This window comes from Brevirhabdus sp., from assembly GCF_052826345.1.
In genome coordinates, this window is the sequence record NZ_JBRBUA010000128.1 from 19,424 (window position 1) to 36,222 (window position 16,799).

Consider the following 16,799-nt stretch of genomic DNA (forward strand, 5'->3'; position numbering starts at 1 on the left):
CAAGCGGATTCACGGCCCGCAGGCAGGGACCGGCGGATGCCGACGCCTTCGGCGAGAGTATTTTTTCCGAAAAGAAGCACCCGCGGCGGCGCTATGCCTCGGGCGGGGTGCGGGCCAGCCCGGCGAAGTCGAAGAGGTTCGGGTCCAGCAGATGCGAGGGGCGCGCGTTCATCAGGGCGCGGAACATGACCTGGCGGCGGCCGGGGCTGTTGGCTTCCCACCCGTCGAGGATCTGCTTGACCTGCTGGCGTTGCAGCCCGTCCTGGCTGCCGCAGAGATCGCAGGGGATGATGGGGTAGTTCATCGCGCGGCTGAATTTCTCGCAATCCGATTCGGCCACATGGGCCAGCGGGCGATAGACAAAGAGATCGCCCTCTTCGTTGACCAGCTTGGGGGGCATGGTGGCCAGCCTGCCGCCGTGAAAGAGGTTCATGAAGAAGGTTTCCAGGATATCGTCGCGGTGATGGCCCAGCACCACGGCGGAACAGCCTTCTTCCCGGGCGATGCGGTAGAGGTGGCCGCGCCGCAGCCGCGAGCAGAGCGCGCAGAAGGTCCGGCCCGCGGGGATCTTGTCCATGACGATCGAATAGGTGTCCTGGTATTCGATCCGGTGCGGCACCTTCATGCGTTCCAGAAAGGCGGGCAGCACGGTGGCGGGAAAGCCGGGTTGGCCCTGATCGAGGTTGCAGGCCAGGATGTCGACCGGCAGCAGGCCGCGCCATTGCAATTCGTGTAGCACCGCCAGCAGGGTATAGCTGTCCTTGCCGCCCGACATGCAGACCAGCCAGCGGGCACCGCGTTCGATCATGCCGTATTGTTCCACGGCTTCGCGGGTCTGGCGGACGATGCGTTTGCGCAGCTTGCGGAATTCGGTGCTGGCGGGTGCGCCGTGGAACAATGGGTGGATGTCGTTCAGATCGTCGAGCATGGCAGCCTCGCGTGGGGTCGGGGCCGGTATCGCAAAACCGGGCGCGGATGCAAAGTCATTTGCGCGCCGTCAGCGGGGTGGGCGGTTGGGCCGCCTGTCGGATGGCGGGTCGGTTCGCGCCCCGGGCACCGGATCGGGTCCCATGCCCCCCCAGGGGTGGCAGCGCGCGATGCGGCGCAGCGCCAGCCAGCCGCCGCGCAGCGCGCCGTGACGCTCCAGCGCCTCCAGCGCGTAGGCGGAACAGGTGGGCTGATAGCGGCAATTGCCGCCCAGCCACGGAGAGATCAGCAGCCGGTAGCCGTGAACCGGCAACGCGAGCAGGCGGGCGCCGACGCCGCCCATGTCAGTCGCGCCCCTTGTGCAGCCGTTGCAGCGCGCGGCGCAGATCCGTGCGCAGGCGGTCGAAGGGCAGATCCGCGGTGGCGCCGGGGCGGCCGACCAGAACGTAATCCCAGCCCGGCGTGCCGCCCGCGGGCAGTTCGGCGCGCGCGATTTCGCGCAGCCGTCTTTTGGCGCGGTTGCGCGCCACCGCGTTTCCGATCTTCTTGGAGCAGGTATAGCCGATGCGGATGCGCGGATCGGCCGGGGGGGCGGCCTGGGGGTCGGCTTGGGGCGCGCGCTGGCGGGCCTGCAACAGAAAACCCGGCATCGGCTGGCGCCGGGCGCGGGCGGCTTTCAGGAAATCGGCGCGCTTCTTGAGGACATGCAGCTTTGCCGTCCCGCCAGAGGCGGGGCCAGACTTGGGGCCAGCGTCGGGGCCAGTGGCGGGTTCCGCCTTGTCCGCCGCCACGGGCGCAAGCGCGAAAACCGCCTGTGGCCGGTCTGGATGCGAAACGGGTTTCGCGTCAGAGGCCGCAGGCGGTTTCAATGCGTCGGTGCCTTTCGGCACTGGATTATGCGGAAAGCGATTTCCGGCCACGGGCGCGCCGTGCGTTCAGAATCTTGCGGCCGGCCTTGGTGGCCATGCGGGCACGAAAACCATGCCGCCGCTTGCGAACGAGGTTGCTCGGTTGAAAGGTGCGCTTCATCGCTCCTGCTCCGTCTGTTTTGGACCGGGTCGGCGGCTGGCCTCCGCGATCGGGAATCTAGAAACCCGGTCTTTAGGCGGGGTGATTGGGGAAGTCAACGCGGTTGCAATGGAAAAACGGCCCGGAACGATCTGTTCCGGGCCGCTGCTGTCGCAAGATGGTGCGGGCTTAGCGCACGATGCGGACCACGCGACGCTCGGCCGGGTCGACGATCACGGGCACGCCATTGATATACTGATAGCTGTAGTTGCTGTCGGGGATCTTGTTCAGCGTCACGGTATCGGGGATGCCCACGCCGACCACGACCTCGCCGTCCAGATAGACCGGATCGACCGGGTTGCTGGTGACATAGGTTTCGGTCTTCGCGGTGATGTCGGGGCCGGGGTTGGCCACGGCGCCCGCGCCCGCGCCGATCACCGCGCCGGCCGCCGCGCCGATCGGGCCGCCGGTCAGGCCGCCGATGATGGCGCCTACGGTGCCCGCGCCGGTCGCGGATTCGCCGGTGGTGTCGTCATAGGTGACGGTGGTCACGTTGACCTGCTGGCGGTTGGGGTAGACGGCGACCGGCTTGTTTTCGACCATTGCGGTCAGGTAGTCGCCATAGGCCCAACCCTGGGTGCCGTCGAAATCGACGCGGCACCAGCTGGAGGTGTCGAGGCATCCCTCGACCTTGACGGCGCCGTCGGCGGGGATGACGGAAATGATTTCCGCAGTGGGGGCGGGGCCTGCACGCAGGTTGAGATCCGTGGCGGCGGTGGCGTCAATCTGGGCTTGAGCGAATGCGGCTGTGCCCATCAGGCTTACCATTGTCATGCCGAGTGCGGTTTTCTTGAACATTGTCGTCTCCTTCGTCAGTCCGGCCGTTTTTCGGGAACATCCCTGTGGCCGCTACTGCCAGACAACCGCTGTCAGAAGGTCGGGTTCCCGGCCGAAGACGCCCGGCGATGTGCCGACATCGCATGATGCGCGGCTGCCTGCCGATGGCGAGGCGGCTGGGCGAGTTTTTGCCGCATGTGCAATTTCAAGGCGATCCGCCTGGAACCGGACGGGCGGTGCGCGCCGCGCCCGGACCCCGGCTTCGGTGCGCCGGGTAGGTGCGGGTCAGTGCCGGTTGGGATCGGCCGGGTAGGTCCCCAGGATCATGATGTCCGAGCAGAAATAGCGCAGTTCTTCCAGCGCGCGGGCGACCGGCGCGTCCTCGGGGTGGCCTTCGATATCGGCATAGAACTGGGTGGCCTGGAACGATCCGCCGACCATGTAGCTTTCCAGCTTGGTCATGTTGACGCCGTTGGTCGCGAAGCCGCCCATCGCCTTGTAGAGCGCGGCCGGAATGTTGCGCACCCGAAACACGAAGGACGTCATCATCGCCTCGCCGCGGCGCGACAGATCCTCCTGGCGCGACATGATGAGGAAGCGGGTGGTGTTGTTGTCCTGATCCTCGATATGGCGGGCCACCAGATCCAGACCGTAGATGTCGCCCGCCAGTTCCGAGGCCAGCGCGCCCAGCGTGGGGTCGGCCTGTTCGCTGACGTGCTGGGCCGAGCCGGCGGTATCGGCGCCGGTGACGCGGTGGATGCCGTGCTGCCTGAGGAACCCGCGGCACTGGCCCAGCAGCACCGTGTGGCTCATCGCGTGGGTGATCCGCTCGAGCGGCGTGCCGGGCAGGGCCAGCAGGTTGATGTGCACCCGCACGAAGGCCTCGCCGACGATGTGCAGCCCCGACTCGGGCAGAAGGCGGTGGATATCGGCCACCCGGCCGTAGGTCGTGTTTTCCACCGGCAGCATGGCAAGTTCGGCGGTGCCGTCCCTGACCGCGTCGATCGCATCCTCGAATGTGCGGCAGGCCATCGGCTCCATCTCGGGGCGGGCGTCCACGCAGGCCTGATGCGAATAAGCGCCCAGCTCACCCTGGAATGCGATGCGGTGGCTCATGCTGCTGTCTCCCGATCAAAAGGGCGTTTCGTCGCGGTGACTACACCTTGCGGAACACGGTGGGAAGCGGATAGACACTTGCCAAACGATCCTTAGAACGAGATCCCTTCATGTTCGATACAATGACGCTGACCAAAATCGTGGGCGCCCTGTGCGGAACCCTGCTTGTTTTTCTGCTGGGCAGCTGGTTCGCCGATACGATGTATTTCACCGAGGCACATGGTGAAGAAGGCGTTCAGGGGTATAAGATCGAGGTGGCCTCCGCCGATGCCGCCCCCAAGGAAGCCGCGCCGCAGGTGGACATCGCCACCCTGATGGCCAGCGCCGATCCCGGCAAGGGCGAGCGGGTTTTTTCCAAATGCAAGGCCTGTCACAAGCTGGAAAAGGGCGCCAACGGCGTCGGTCCCTATCTTTACGGCGTCGTGGGCCGGCCCATCGCGACGGCCGAGGGCTACAACTATTCCGACGCGCTGTCGGGCAAGCAGGGCGACTGGACGCCCGAGCATCTGAGCGCCTTCCTGACCAGCCCCAAGAGCTGGGCACCGGGCACCAAGATGGGCTTTGCGGGTCTGAAGAACGCGACAGACCGGGCCAACGTCATCGCTTATCTGCAATCGGTGGGCGGCTGAGCCACCTGCGTTTGCATCCCTACGCTGCAAAGGCCGCCCCTCTGGGCGGCCTTTCGCGTTCGGGGGCAAAGGCGGCTTGTATCTTTCGGTTTCGTGACTTTACCTTCGGCGACGATACGATATTTCTGCAAGTACGCTTCCGTAATCATAGGGGGATCGGATGACAGGACTTCGGGCGCAAACGGTCTTGGTCGCGGCGCGGTCGTCGCTGGGCGACAGGGGGTATCGCCTCCGGGCGCTGATGTCGTTGTTTCCGGTTCTGGTTTTCATCACATTGATGATGCTGCCCTTCGCCGCGCGTGCGCAGGGCGATCTCATCAAGGCGCATGGGATATCGACCTTCGGCGATCTGAAGTATCCCGCCGATTTCGAGCATCTCGATTACGTCAATCCCGACGCGCCGAAGGGCGGCGAGATATCGGAATGGGCGTTCGGCTCCTTCGATTCCATGCACCCCTACACGGTGAAGGGGCGGGCGGCGGCGATGTCGTCGATCTTTTTCGAAAGCATGCTGACCGGCACGCTGGACGAGATCGGCGCAAGCTATGGCCTGCTGGCGGAATCGCTAGAATATCCCGAAGACCGCAGCATGGTGATCTTCAACCTGCGCCCCGAGGCCAAGTTTTCCGACGGCAGCCCCGTGACCGCCGAGGACGTGAAGTTCTCCTATGAGATCCTGCGCGACAAGGGGCTGGCCAGTTTCCGCGCCCAGTTGAGCAAAAAAGTCAAAAGCGTGGAGATCCTGGGCCCCAGGCGGATCAAATTCGTGTTCAACAAGGGCATCCCGACCCGCGATCTGCCTGCCGATATCGGCGGGTTGCCGATTTTTTCCAAGGCGTTCTATGACGCCAACAACCGCGATTTCGCCGAAAGCTCGCTGGAACCGCTGCTGGGCTCGGGGCCCTATGTTCTGGGCCAGATGGATGTAGGCCAGCGCGTCGTCTACAAGCGCGATCCGAACTATTGGGGCAAGGATCTGCCGATCAACCGCGGGCAGAACAACTTCGACACCATCCGCATCGAGTATTTCGCCGATTACAACGCCGCCTTCGAGGGGTTCAAGGGCGGCACCTATACCTTCCGCAACGAGGCCTCGTCGAAGATCTGGGCCACGGGCTATGATTTCCCGGCCGTCCAGAAGGGCTGGGTGATCAAGCGCGAGGTGCCCAATTCGATCAAGGCGCCGGGGCAGAGCTTCGTGTTCAACCTGCGGCGCGAAAAGTTTCAGGACCCCCGCGTGCGGGAGGCCATCGGCCTTATGTTCAACTTCACCTGGTCGAACGAGACGCTGTTCTACGGCATCTACAGCCGCGACAGTTCGTTCTGGGCCAATACCGATCTGGGCGCGCGCGGCCTGCCCAGCCCCGAGGAGCTGGCAATTCTGGAGCCGTTGAAAGACATCCTGCCCGACGGCGTGCTCGATTCCGAGCCGTTTTCCTGGCCCAATGGCAGCGAGCGTCAGGTCGACAGATCAATGCTGCGCCGTGCCGCCAAACTGCTGGAGGATGCGGGCTGGGCCGTCGGCGCGGACGGGATGCGCCGCAACGCCGAGGGTGAGCTGCTCAAGGTGGAATTCCTGAACGACAGCCAGACCTTCGACCGGGTGCTGAACCCTTATGTCGAGAACCTTCGGCGGCTGGGTGTCGATGCGGTGCACAACCGGGTCGACAACGCGCAGATGGAATCGCGCATCCGGCCGCCCGATTTCGATTTCGACATCATCACCGCCTTTACCCAGACCGGCTATATTCCGGGCACCGAGCTGCGCCAGTACTACGGGTCCGAAAGCGCGAATGACGATGTGTTCAACGCCGCCGGCCTGCAATCGGAAGCGGTCGACAAGCTGATTGACGTGGTCATCGCGGCCAAGACGCGCCGGGAAATGCGCGTCGCCATATCCGCGCTCGACCGGGTGCTGCGGGCCGAACGCTTTGCCGTGCCGGAATGGTACAAGGGCGCCGACACCATCGCCTATTACGACATCTTCGGGTTTCCCGACACGCCGCCGCCCTATGGGCTGGGAGAGCTGAGCATCTGGTGGTACAAGGCCGACAGAGCAAAGGAACTCAAGGCGGCGGGCGCATTCTGAGCCGTCAGAACAGGACTATCTGAATGGGCGCCTACATCCTGCGGCGACTGGCCCTGATCATTCCGACGCTGATCGGGATCATGGTCATCAACTTCACCCTGACGCAATTCGTCCCCGGCGGGCCGATCGAACAGATCCTTGCCCAGATGGAAGGGCAGGGGAACGTGTTCCAGAACTTTGCCGGGGGCGGCGACGCGGGTGGCGCGAATGCCGTGGGCGGGGATGAACGCTATCAGGGCGCGCGCGGCCTGCCGCCGGAATTCATCGCCGATCTGGAAAAGCAGTTCGGTTTCGACAAGCCGCCGTTGCAGCGGTTCCTCGACATGATGTGGAACTACCTGCGCTTCGATTTCGGAGAGAGCTATTTCCGCTCGATCAGCGTGATCGATCTGGTGCTGGAAAAGATGCCCGTGTCGATCACGCTGGGGCTGTGGTCGACGTTGATCGCCTATGCGATTTCCATCCCGCTGGGGGTGCAGAAGGCGGTGCGCGACGGATCGGCCTTCGACGCCTGGACCTCGGGGGCGATCATCATCGCCTATGCGATCCCGGCGTTCCTGTTCGCGATCCTCTTGCTGGTGCTCTTCGCGGGCGGCTCCTACTTCAAGATCTTTCCGTTGCGCGGGCTGGTGTCGGACAATTTCGCCCAGCTGTCGCCGCTGCAACAGGTGGGCGACTATTTCTGGCATATCACGCTGCCGGTGCTGGCCTCGTCGATCTCGGGCTTTGCCACGCTGACGCTGCTGACCAAGAACAGCTTTCTGGACGAGATCAAGAAGCAATACGTCGTCACCGCCAAGGCCAAGGGCCTGGGCGAGCGGCAGGTGCTTTACGGGCATATCTTCCGCAACGCGATGCTGATCGTGATCGCGGGTTTTCCCAGCCTCTTCATCGGCATCCTGTTCGGCTCCTCGCTGCTGATCGAGACGATCTTTTCGCTCGACGGGCTGGGGCGGCTGGGGTTCGAGGCGGCGCTGGCGCGCGATTATCCGGTGCTGTTCGGCACGCTCTACATGTTCGGGCTGCTGGGGCTGTTGATCGGCATCGTGTCGGATCTGATGTATGTCTTCGTGGACCCGCGCATCGACTTCGAAAGCCGGGAGACCTGATATGGCGCTCTCTCCGCTCAACCGGCGCCGCTGGCGCAACTTCCGCCGCAACAGGCGCGCCTTCTGGTCGCTGATCCTGTTCTGCGTGCTGTTCGGCATTTCGCTGTTCGCGGAACTGATCGCCAACGAAAAGCCGCTGATCGTGAGCTATCGGGGCGAGGTCTATTTTCCGATCCTGAACTTCTATCCCGAAACCCAGTTCGGGGGCGATTTCAAGACCGAGGCCATATACCGCGACATCGAGGTTCAATGTCTGATCCGCACCGGCGGGCTCGATACCTGTTTCGACGACCCCGAAGGCGTGATCGCGGATGCGGCAGATGGGCAGGTCGCGGGCGAGCCGGTGCAACCGGGCTGGATCGTCTGGCCGCTGATCCCCTATTCCTTCAACACGATCGTCGATATTCAGGGCGTCGCCCCGTCGCCGCCCGATGCCAACAACTGGCTGGGCACCGATGACACCAAGCGCGACGTGCTGGCGCGGGTCATCTATGGCGTGCGCCTCAGCGTGATCTTTACCCTGATCGTAACGGGGCTGGCGTCGGTCATCGGGGTGTTCGCGGGGGCGGTGCAGGGCTACTTCGGCGGTAAGACGGATCTGATTTTCCAGCGCGTGCTGGAGATTTGGGCCTCGACCCCGTCGCTTTACGTCATCATCATCCTTTTCGCGATACTGGGGCGCAGTTTCTGGCTGCTGGTCTTTGTGTCGGTCCTGTTCGGCTGGCCTGCGCTGGTGGGCGTGGTGCGGGCGGAATTCCTGCGCGCGCGCAACTTCGAATACGTACGCGCCGCGCGCGCGCTGGGCGTCGGCAACTGGAAGATCATGTTCCGCCACATGCTGCCCAACGCGATGGTCGCCACGCTGACGCTGTTGCCGTTCATCGTCTCGGGCACCATCGGGATGCTGGCCTCGCTCGACTTTCTGGGCTTCGGCCTGCCCGCCGCGCTGCCGTCCCTGGGCGAGCTGACGTTGCAGGCCAAGCAGAACCTGCAGGCGCCCTGGCTGGGGTTCACCGCGTTCTTTACCTTTGCTGTGCTGCTGTCGCTGCTGGTCTTCATTTTTGAGGGCGTGCGCGATGCCTTTGACCCCCGGAAGACATTTCAATGACCGAGCCCCGCCCGCAAGACGCCGTGCTGGACGTGCGCGACCTGAATGTCAGCTTCAACCAGGATGGCACCACCACCCATGCCGTGCGCGGCGTCAGCTTTCACGTCGGCAGGGGCGAAACCGTCGCCCTGGTGGGGGAGTCGGGATCGGGAAAATCCGTCACCGCGCTGTCCACGGTGGATCTTCTGCCCGACAGCGCCGTGATCGAAGGCTCGATCGCCTATCGCGACCAGCAAATGGTCGGTGCCGACAAGAAGCTGCTGCGGAAGGTCCGCGGCAACGACATCAGCTTCATCTTTCAGGAGCCGATGACCTCGCTCAACCCGCTGCACACGCTGGAAAAGCAACTGGCGGAAAGCCTGCTGCTGCATCAGGGCCTGAAGGGAGCGGAAGCGCGCGCGCGCATTCTCGATCTGCTGCACAAGGTGGGCATCCGCGACCCCGAAAGCCGCCTGTCGGCCTATCCGCACCAGCTTTCGGGCGGGCAGCGGCAGCGCGTGATGATCGCCATGGCGCTGGCCAACGGGCCGGATCTGCTGATCGCGGATGAACCCACGACCGCGCTCGATGTGACGATCCAGGCGCAGATCCTCGATCTTCTGGCGGAGCTGAAGCGGACCGAGACCATGAGCCTGCTGTTCATCACGCATGATCTGGGCATCGTGCGGGCGATCGCCGACAGGGTCTGCGTGATGAAGGACGGCGAGATCGTCGAAACCGGGCCGACGGAGCGGATCTTTTCCGACCCGCACCATCCTTATACCCAAAGCCTGCTGGCCGCCGAGCAGACCGGCGCACCCGATCCGGTGCCCGAGGGCGCGAAAGAGGCGCTGCGCACCGAGGATCTGCGCATCTGGTTCCCGATCCAGACCGGGCTGATGAAGCGCACCACCGGCCACGTCAAGGCGGTGAACGCGGCAAATGTCACCGTGCGCGCGGGCGAGACGGTCGGCATCGTGGGCGAATCGGGATCGGGCAAGACGACGCTGGCGCTGGCGGTGATGCGGTTGATCTCCTCGGAAGGGGGTATCCTGTTCGAGGGGCGGAACATCCAGGGGCTGTCGTCGAAAAAGCTGCGGCCGCTGCGCAAGGACATGCAGATCGTGTTCCAGGACCCTTTCGGTTCGCTCTCGCCGCGCATGACGGTGGAGCAGATCATCGCCGAGGGGCTGGGCGTGCATGGTGTCGAAAAGGGCATGGACAAGCGCCAGATGGTGGCCGACATCTTGTCCGAGGTCGGTCTGAACCCCGAAATGATGCACCGCTATCCGCATGAGTTTTCGGGCGGTCAGCGCCAGCGTATCGCGATTGCCCGCGCGATGATCCTCAAGCCGCGGCTGCTGGTCCTCGATGAGCCGACATCGGCGCTGGACATGACGGTGCAGGTGCAGATCGTCGATCTGCTGCGTGACCTGCAGCGCAAGTACGGGCTGGCCTATCTGTTCATCAGCCACGACCTGCGCGTCGTGCGCGCGCTCAGCCACAAGGTCATCGTGATGAAGCAGGGCGATATCGTCGAGGAGGGCGAGGTCGCGAAGGTCTTCGATGCGCCCGCGCATCCCTACACGCGCACGCTGATGGCCGCGGCCTTCGACATGAAGGCCAGCAGCACCGCCTGATCCCCCGCGTTTTGTCGCCCAACAAAAATCCGCCCCGAGAGGCGGATTTTTACGAATTCAAAAGGGTTCAGAGTTCAGGGTTCGATAGTGAAACATTGCACGCCGCGGGCGGAAAGGCGGCGGCAGGCCAGATCGGCACGCTCCTGCGACAGGCCGACGAAATTCGCCTCATAGCCGGAGGCGCGCGGAACGACTTTGCGCAGGGCCTCGTCGAGGGTCTCGATCTCCGCCAGGGCGGTTTGCAGCAGCATCCGTTCCGCCTTGTCGCGGGAATGGAACTTGCCGATCGTGATGCTCCAGTTCCGTCCGCCGGAGGTGGAGGCGCGGGTTACCACCTCTCTCAGGGGGCGGGTATCGCGCCGGATGGCGGGTTTCGCGGGTTCGGTCGCGTCGGCCTTGGCGAGCTGCGCGAATGCGGCGGGGCGTTCGGCGGGCGCGCGCGCGGTCAACGGCGCAACCGAGGCGGGGGCGGCCGCCTTCTTGTCGGCCAGCGCCGCCTCGGCCGTCACGAGGTCACGCGCAGGTGTCGCGATCGCGGCCTGGACGGCCTCCGTCACGCTTGCCTTCAGCGCGACCATCACCGCGGCTGATGGCGCGGGCGCAGGGGGCGAGGACACAACAGGGGCGGGGGCCGATACCGGACGCGCTTCGGGGCGGTCGCTGGACAGGACCGCCATGCGCACCGGACCGGGGGACGCGGCGCCTTTCAGCACCCTGGAAAAGTTCGGCTTTTCGGGCTTGCGGATCGCCACGCGGGTGGGGGCGCGCCGAAAGCCCAGATCCATCAGCTCCGCGACCTTGGCGTTGCGCTGCGCGGAGGACCGGCCGCCGAAAACCGTGGTGATGATGCGTTCCTGCCCGCGTTCGGCAGATGCCACCAGATTGAAACCGGCCGCGTTGGTGTAGCCGGTCTTGATCCCGTCCGCACCCTTGTAGGAGCCGAGGAACCGGCGGTTGGTATTGGCGACCTTGCGCAGGCCCGCATCCGTGGTCCGACGTGAGAACAGGTTGTAATATTGGGGAAAGTCGAAAAACAGATGCCGTCCCAGGGTGGTCATGTCGCGTGCGGTCGACAGGTGGCCCGCTTCGGTCAGCCCATGGGCGTTCTTGAAGGTGGTGCGCGACATGCCCATCGCGCGCGCCATGCGGGTCATGCGGCGGGCGAAGGCGGCTTCGGAGCCTTCCAGCGCCTCGCCGATCGCGGTGGCGGCATCGTTGGCCGATTTCACCGAGGCCGCGCGGATCAGATAGCGGAACGCGATCTTGGACCCCGCCCGCAGACCCAGTTTCGAGGGCGGCTCCGACGCCGCCTTGCGCGAAATGCGAACCTGGGTATCGAGCGTGATTTCACCGCTCTCGATGGCCTGGAACGCGATATAGAGCGTCATCATCTTGGTCAGCGATGCCGGATGCAGCCTTGTGTCGGCATTCGTCGAATGCAACACCTCGCCTGAACGCGCGTCGATCACGAAATCCGCATAGGGTGCCGCAGAGGCACGCGCCCCGAAGGTTATCGAAAAAATTGTCAGGATTACTGCAAAGATGACGGGTATCGCCCGCGCCTCAGGTGCTTTCACGTCACTGTCCAATCTGCCTCAACCCGACATTTTTGCCGTGGTCTTTTTTGTTTGTTAATTGAATGTAACACATGATTTCACGTTGCAACATACCCCGAATTTTCAAAGAAACGGTTTTGCATAATTAGATGGCGAAACATAAGGGGACGTCACACCCACAACATGTACGCGTTCGCGCTCCTACAGCGACAATATGAGATCCGGTAAGGCCTCGATTCGGTCGAGGTGCTGAAACCTGGGATGGTCGGCGGGGGCGTTGGCATGTTCCAGTTCCCAGGTGAGCCCGTGCGGAACGTGCACTCCCCAGGCGCCTGTCTCGAGCGCGGGAATCACATCCGAGCGCATGGAATTGCCGACCATCATCGCGGCCTCCGGTTCATGGCCCTGCGATCGAAAGATGCGGTGGTAGACGGCAGGGGTCTTTTCCGACACGATCTCCACCGCGTCGAAAACCTCGCCCAGACCCGACGCTGCCAGCTTGCGCTCCTGATCCAGCAAATCGCCTTTCGTGATCAACACGATGCGATATTCCCGCGCCAACCGCTCGACGGTGGAACGCACGCCGGGCAGCAGCTCGACCGGGTGCGACAGCATTTGGCGCCCGGCTTCCAGGATTTCGGCGAGGACCGCTGCGGGAACGCGCGCGTCGCTCACCTCGATCGCGGTTTCGATCATCGAAAGGGTGAAGCCCTTGATGCCATAGCCATAGTGCCCGAGATTGCGCCGTTCCGCGGCGAGCAGGCGTTCGTGCAGATGCGCGCCCTGGACGTAATCGGCCAGCAGCGCCTCGAACCGCTGCTGCGTGCCGCGAAAGAAACGTTCGTTCTGCCACAGCGTGTCGTCCGCGTCGAAGCCGATGATCTTCAACTCATTTCGGTGTCTCGTCATCGGGATTATCCTTTTTCACGGCAGCTTGCGCGGCGCAGGGCGGACGAATTGCCACAGAAAGCGCCAACTGTCGTAATCCACCTCTTTTCACATCGAACCTGGCAATTATATTGGACGGACAAAGCAATCAACTTTCCATTCCCCGCCCAAGCGCCAACACGCCGGAGCCTGCGTTGACCATTCCCCTTCATGCCATGTCGGACGACCCCGGAAAGACCGACGATGAGGCCGGTGTCGTCACCAAGACCAAGCCCAAGACCCAGCGTCCGCCGCTCTACAAGGTGATGTTGCTGAACGACGATTACACGCCGATGGAATTCGTCGTTCATGTGCTGGAACGGTTCTTCGGGATCACGCATGGCCAGGCGGTCGAGATCATGCTGACTGTCCACAAGAAGGGGCTGGCGGTGGTCGGCGTGTTCAGCCATGAGATCGCGGAAACCAAGGTGGCGCAGGTCATGGATTTCGCACGCAGGCATCAGCACCCGTTGCAATGCACCATGGAAAAGGAATAGCAGCGGGAGTCTCAATCGACGGGTCTGCTGCTGGGACGGGACATTTCATGACAATTCATCGCGTGACACTGGCGCAGGCGTCGGGGGCGCTCGCGCTTCCTGAAGCCGGGGCGGTCGGCGCGTTTCGCCTCAGGGGTGATTCGGTGCCCGATATCGGTCTGGACCGGCTTGAGGCGATGCAAAGTTTCGCGCCCGATCACGCCGCGCTGCGGCGCCTGGGGGTGCGGGTCACGGATGACCCGCGCGGGCCCTATGCGGCGGTGCTGGTCCAGGCGACACGGTCCAAGCAGGAAACGCGGGCGCTGATCGCGCGCGCCCTTGAGGCGGTTGAACCGGCCGGGATGCTGCTTGTCGACGGGCAGAAGGTCGACGGCATCGACAGTATCCTGCGCGATCTGCGCCGCAAGGGGCTGACGGTCGAGACATTTCCGAAGGCGCACGGGCGGTTGATCTGGTTCCAGCGCCCCGCGGATGATCCCCTTGCCGATTGGCGCGACCCGCCCGTAGCCAGCCCCGAAGGTTTCGTGACGGCCCCCGGGATTTTCTCGGCCGAGAAGGTCGATCCGGGATCGGAGCTGTTGGCGCGGCATCTGCCGCCCCTGCGCGGTCGCGTGGCGGATCTTGGCGCGGGGTGGGGATATCTGTCGCGCCGGATCCTGGAGGCGGATGAGGCCGACAGGATCGTCGCGCTCGATCTGGTCGAGGCCGAAGGCGTCGCGCTCGATTGTGCGCGCCAGAACGTCACCGATCCGCGCGCGGGGTTTCACTGGGCCGATACCACGGTGTTCGAGGGCGCCGCCTATGATGTCGTGGTGATGAACCCGCCCTTTCACGTCAGCAGAGCGTCGGACCCCGCCCTGGGGGCCGATTTCATCGCCGCCGCCGCGCGGCTTTTGAAACCGGCCGGGGCGCTTTGGATGGTTGCCAACCGGCATCTGCCCTATGAGCGGCCCCTCGGCGCCGCGTTTCGCAAGGTGGAGGAAACCGCTGCCGAGGGCGGCTTCAAGATCCTTCATGCCGCGACCCCTCGAAGAGGGCGCTGAACTTCGCTAACCTGCCCGTTACGGGATCACGCCACGCAATCAAAAAGCAGGGGCCGCATGTCCACTTCAATTACCGGCAAGACCGCTATCGTCACCGGCGCCGCCAACGGCGTGGGCCTGGCCATCGCCCGCCATTTCCTGGCGCAGGGCGCGAATGTCGTCTTTGCCGACATGGATGAGAAACGCCTCAAGAACGAAGTGGGCAAGGTGACCGAGGATGACAGCCCGTGCAGGATCTTTTCGGGCGATCTGCGCCAAAAGCTGACGGTCACCAATCTGTTGTCAGCGACCATCGACGCATTTGATCGGGTGGATATTCTGGTCAATGCCGCCCGCCAGGTCGAGGTGACCGACCCGATGAACCCCGATGACACCACCGTGGAGACGTTGTTGCAGCAGAACCTGATGTCGGCCCTTCGGCTGACGCAGATGGTGTCGCGCCGGATGATCAAACAGGCGGCCGAGGAAGAGCGGACCGACGGTCAGATCGGCTCGATCGTGAACCTGTCGTCCATCACCTCGCGGGCGACGCATCCCGATCTGATGGGGTTCTCGATTTCCGCCGCGGCGCTGGAGCAGATGACCCGTTCCATGGCGCTGGTGCTGGCGCCGGAGCGCATCCGCGTCAACGCGCTGGCCTTCGGCAGCGTGATGAGCGCGAGCCTCAAGCGGTCGTTGAAGGATCAGGAAGACCTGCGCAAGGAAATCGCGGAAATCACCCCGCTGCGCCGCATCGCCAAAGCGTCGGAGCTGGCGGATACGGTCCAGTTTCTGGCCTCGGAAGCGTCGAGCTTTATGACCGGGCAGGTGGTGACCGTGGATGGCGGGCGGACCTTGCTCGACGCGATTCACCGCTCTGCGCATTAGGGCTTTCGGGGCGGGGCTGAGACGACGCGGGTGCCTCATCCTTTGCCGAAGCGCGCGGGGGCGGCTACCCGGCGTAGCGTTGGCGGCACAACCGGGTTTCTGAGGCGGCTTGCGCGGCCAGCTCTGCCTCTTTGGCGCGCAATTCCCGAAGCTTGCGCCGCTCGGTCGACAGATCCAGCGCCACGGGGCGCTGCGTTTCGCCCAGACGCGACCCCAGGCAGGCGCGCGCGCCGTTGTTGCCGGTGCAAAAGCCGACCGAAGGCGTCACCCGCGTTTCGGTGCGCAGGGCATAGCCGCGCTCCAGATCGCGTTCCGACTGGGCGATCAGGGATTGCACGACCCGCAGATCCTTGGTGGCGACCGCGACGCAGCGCTCTTGCGGCGTGGCACATGCAGCGAGCCCCAGAAGGCCCGCCAGCAGATAGACCGGTTGTCGCAGCATCGGGTTCCCCGTTTCACAAAGCGCGCCGGTTGGTTAGACCGGGGTGCATCCCACAATAGAGAGTGCCGCGATGACTGACAACTTCGATGCAGAAAAGGCCGCCGCATCCGCGTGGTTCCGCCAATTGCGCGACACCATCGTCGCGGCCTTCGAAAAGCTTGAGGACACACAGCTCGAGGGACCGTTCGCGGACGCGCCCGCCGGACGGTTCGAGGTGACGCAGACGCGCCGCGCCTCGGACGACGGCAGCGACGCGGGCGGCGGCTTGATGAGCGTCATGCGCGGCGGCCGCGTGTTCGAAAAGGTCGGTGTCAACGTCTCTGCCGTGCACGGCGTTCTGGGCGAGCGGGCGCAGATGGCAATGGCGGCGCGCAAGGATCTGCCTGGGATGAAGGAGGATCCGCGCTTCTGGGCGTCGGGCATTTCGCTGGTTGCGCATATGCAGAACCCGCATACGCCCGCGGTTCACATGAACACCCGCATGTTCTGGACGCCGCATGGCTGGTGGTTCGGGGGCGGGACCGATCTGAACCCCTGCCTGGAATATGCGCAGGACACGGCGCATTTCCACCAGGTTCTGCGCGATGCCTGCGCGCCGCACGATGCGGATTACTACCCCCGGTTCAAGGACTGGGCGGATGAGTATTTCTATATCCCGCACCGCAAGCGGGCGCGCGGCGTCGGCGGTATCTTCTACGACGATCTGTGCACCGGCGACTGGCAGGCCGATTTCGCCTTTACCCGAGACGTCGGGCGGGCGTTCCTGCCTGCGTTCCTGGGGCCGGTCGAACGCGGTCGCAACATGCCTTGGACCGACGCCGACAAGGCCGCGCAGCTTGCGCACCGGGGGCTCTATGCCGAATACAATCTGGTTTATGACCGCGGCACCAAGTTTGGCCTGGAAACCGGCCACGACCCCGACGCGGTGTTGATGAGCCTGCCGCCCGTCGCCACCTGGCCCTGAACCGCGGGTCCGGCCGCGGGGCGCTGCCGCGCCGCCGCGCCCCTCGAACCCCTCGGGCCCG

The 16,799-nt window shown here is 64.3% G+C and carries 18 protein-coding genes; 9 read left to right on the plus strand and 9 right to left on the minus strand.

Annotated elements, in window-relative coordinates; all coding sequences use genetic code 11:
- Positions 1-91: 91 nt before the first annotated feature.
- The 6 genes from ttcA to ACU0BR_RS14930 all read right to left on the minus strand — a co-directional run bounded on the left by ttcA (position 92) and on the right by ACU0BR_RS14930 (position 3,888).
- Positions 92-928, minus strand: coding sequence for a tRNA 2-thiocytidine(32) synthetase TtcA (ttcA, locus tag ACU0BR_RS14905; RefSeq protein ID WP_446157620.1), 837 nt, complete (start codon positions 926-928; stop codon positions 92-94).
- A gap of 69 nt (positions 929-997) precedes the next feature.
- Entirely contained in the window at positions 998-1,270 is a 273-nt protein-coding gene (gene yidD, locus ACU0BR_RS14910; RefSeq protein WP_446157621.1) for a membrane protein insertion efficiency factor YidD, read from the minus strand.
- Position 1,271: 1 nt separating this feature from the next.
- Positions 1,272-1,718 (minus strand): ribonuclease P protein component, encoded by a 447-nt coding sequence (gene rnpA, locus ACU0BR_RS14915; RefSeq protein ID WP_446157650.1) that lies wholly within the window; start codon positions 1,716-1,718, stop codon positions 1,272-1,274.
- Positions 1,719-1,821: 103 nt separating this feature from the next.
- Entirely contained in the window at positions 1,822-1,956 is a 135-nt protein-coding gene (rpmH, locus tag ACU0BR_RS14920) for a 50S ribosomal protein L34 (protein ID WP_012177012.1), read from the minus strand.
- 168 nt (positions 1,957-2,124) lie between these two features.
- Positions 2,125-2,793: a DUF1236 domain-containing protein gene (locus ACU0BR_RS14925; RefSeq protein WP_446157622.1), complete on the minus strand. Its 669-nt coding sequence runs from the start codon at positions 2,791-2,793 to the stop codon at positions 2,125-2,127.
- A 264-nt stretch (positions 2,794-3,057) separates the two neighbouring features.
- Positions 3,058-3,888 carry a prephenate dehydratase gene (locus ACU0BR_RS14930; protein ID WP_446157623.1) on the minus strand — a complete coding sequence of 277 codons (831 nt, stop codon included), beginning with the start codon at positions 3,886-3,888 and terminating at the stop codon, positions 3,058-3,060.
- 110 nt (positions 3,889-3,998) lie between these two features.
- Between ACU0BR_RS14930 and ACU0BR_RS14935 the strand changes: the two genes are divergently transcribed.
- The 5 genes from ACU0BR_RS14935 (at position 3,999) to ACU0BR_RS14955 (ending at position 10,442) form a co-directional block, all read left to right on the plus strand.
- The gene (locus ACU0BR_RS14935) at positions 3,999-4,517 is read left to right on the plus strand and encodes a c-type cytochrome (protein ID WP_446157624.1); all 519 of its coding nucleotides are present in this window, start codon (positions 3,999-4,001) and stop codon (positions 4,515-4,517) included.
- 241 nt (positions 4,518-4,758) lie between these two features.
- Complete coding sequence (locus ACU0BR_RS14940; protein ID WP_446157651.1) at positions 4,759-6,606, plus strand: extracellular solute-binding protein; 1,848 nt, start codon at positions 4,759-4,761, stop codon at positions 6,604-6,606.
- Between the two features lie 23 nt (positions 6,607-6,629).
- On the plus strand, positions 6,630-7,715 hold the full coding sequence (locus tag ACU0BR_RS14945; RefSeq protein ID WP_446157625.1) for a microcin C ABC transporter permease YejB: 1,086 nt from the start codon (positions 6,630-6,632) through the stop codon (positions 7,713-7,715).
- A gap of 1 nt (position 7,716) precedes the next feature.
- Positions 7,717-8,823, plus strand: a complete 1,107-nt coding sequence (locus tag ACU0BR_RS14950; RefSeq protein WP_446157626.1) for an ABC transporter permease — start codon at positions 7,717-7,719, stop codon at positions 8,821-8,823.
- Positions 8,820-10,442, plus strand: coding sequence for an ABC transporter ATP-binding protein (locus tag ACU0BR_RS14955; protein ID WP_446157627.1), 1,623 nt, complete (start codon positions 8,820-8,822; stop codon positions 10,440-10,442). Before ACU0BR_RS14950 ends, ACU0BR_RS14955 begins: the two co-directional genes overlap by 4 nt.
- 74 nt (positions 10,443-10,516) lie before the next feature.
- On the opposite strand, the gene ACU0BR_RS14960 is transcribed toward ACU0BR_RS14955, so the two are convergent.
- Positions 10,517-11,971 carry a D-alanyl-D-alanine carboxypeptidase family protein gene (locus ACU0BR_RS14960; protein ID WP_446157652.1) on the minus strand — a complete coding sequence of 485 codons (1,455 nt, stop codon included), beginning with the start codon at positions 11,969-11,971 and terminating at the stop codon, positions 10,517-10,519.
- A 228-nt stretch (positions 11,972-12,199) separates the two neighbouring features.
- Positions 12,200-12,907 carry an HAD family hydrolase gene (locus tag ACU0BR_RS14965; protein ID WP_446157628.1) on the minus strand — a complete coding sequence of 236 codons (708 nt, stop codon included), beginning with the start codon at positions 12,905-12,907 and terminating at the stop codon, positions 12,200-12,202.
- Positions 12,908-13,101: 194 nt separating this feature from the next.
- Between ACU0BR_RS14965 and clpS the strand changes: the two genes are divergently transcribed.
- Genes clpS through ACU0BR_RS14980 form a run of 3 tightly spaced genes read left to right on the plus strand, consistent with a single transcriptional unit; the run spans position 13,102 to position 15,332 of the window.
- Positions 13,102-13,422, plus strand: a complete 321-nt coding sequence (clpS, locus tag ACU0BR_RS14970; protein ID WP_446157653.1) for an ATP-dependent Clp protease adapter ClpS — start codon at positions 13,102-13,104, stop codon at positions 13,420-13,422.
- Between the two features lie 47 nt (positions 13,423-13,469).
- Positions 13,470-14,465, plus strand: a complete 996-nt coding sequence (locus tag ACU0BR_RS14975; protein WP_446157629.1) for a class I SAM-dependent methyltransferase — start codon at positions 13,470-13,472, stop codon at positions 14,463-14,465.
- Positions 14,466-14,522: 57 nt separating this feature from the next.
- Entirely contained in the window at positions 14,523-15,332 is an 810-nt protein-coding gene (locus ACU0BR_RS14980) for an SDR family NAD(P)-dependent oxidoreductase (RefSeq protein ID WP_446157630.1), read from the plus strand.
- A gap of 64 nt (positions 15,333-15,396) precedes the next feature.
- On the opposite strand, the gene ACU0BR_RS14985 is transcribed toward ACU0BR_RS14980, so the two are convergent.
- Positions 15,397-15,774, minus strand: coding sequence for a hypothetical protein (locus tag ACU0BR_RS14985; protein ID WP_446157631.1), 378 nt, complete (start codon positions 15,772-15,774; stop codon positions 15,397-15,399).
- A gap of 70 nt (positions 15,775-15,844) precedes the next feature.
- Between ACU0BR_RS14985 and hemF the strand changes: the two genes are divergently transcribed.
- Positions 15,845-16,738 (plus strand): oxygen-dependent coproporphyrinogen oxidase, encoded by an 894-nt coding sequence (gene hemF / locus ACU0BR_RS14990; RefSeq protein WP_446157632.1) that lies wholly within the window; start codon positions 15,845-15,847, stop codon positions 16,736-16,738.
- Positions 16,739-16,799: the final 61 nt, after the last annotated feature.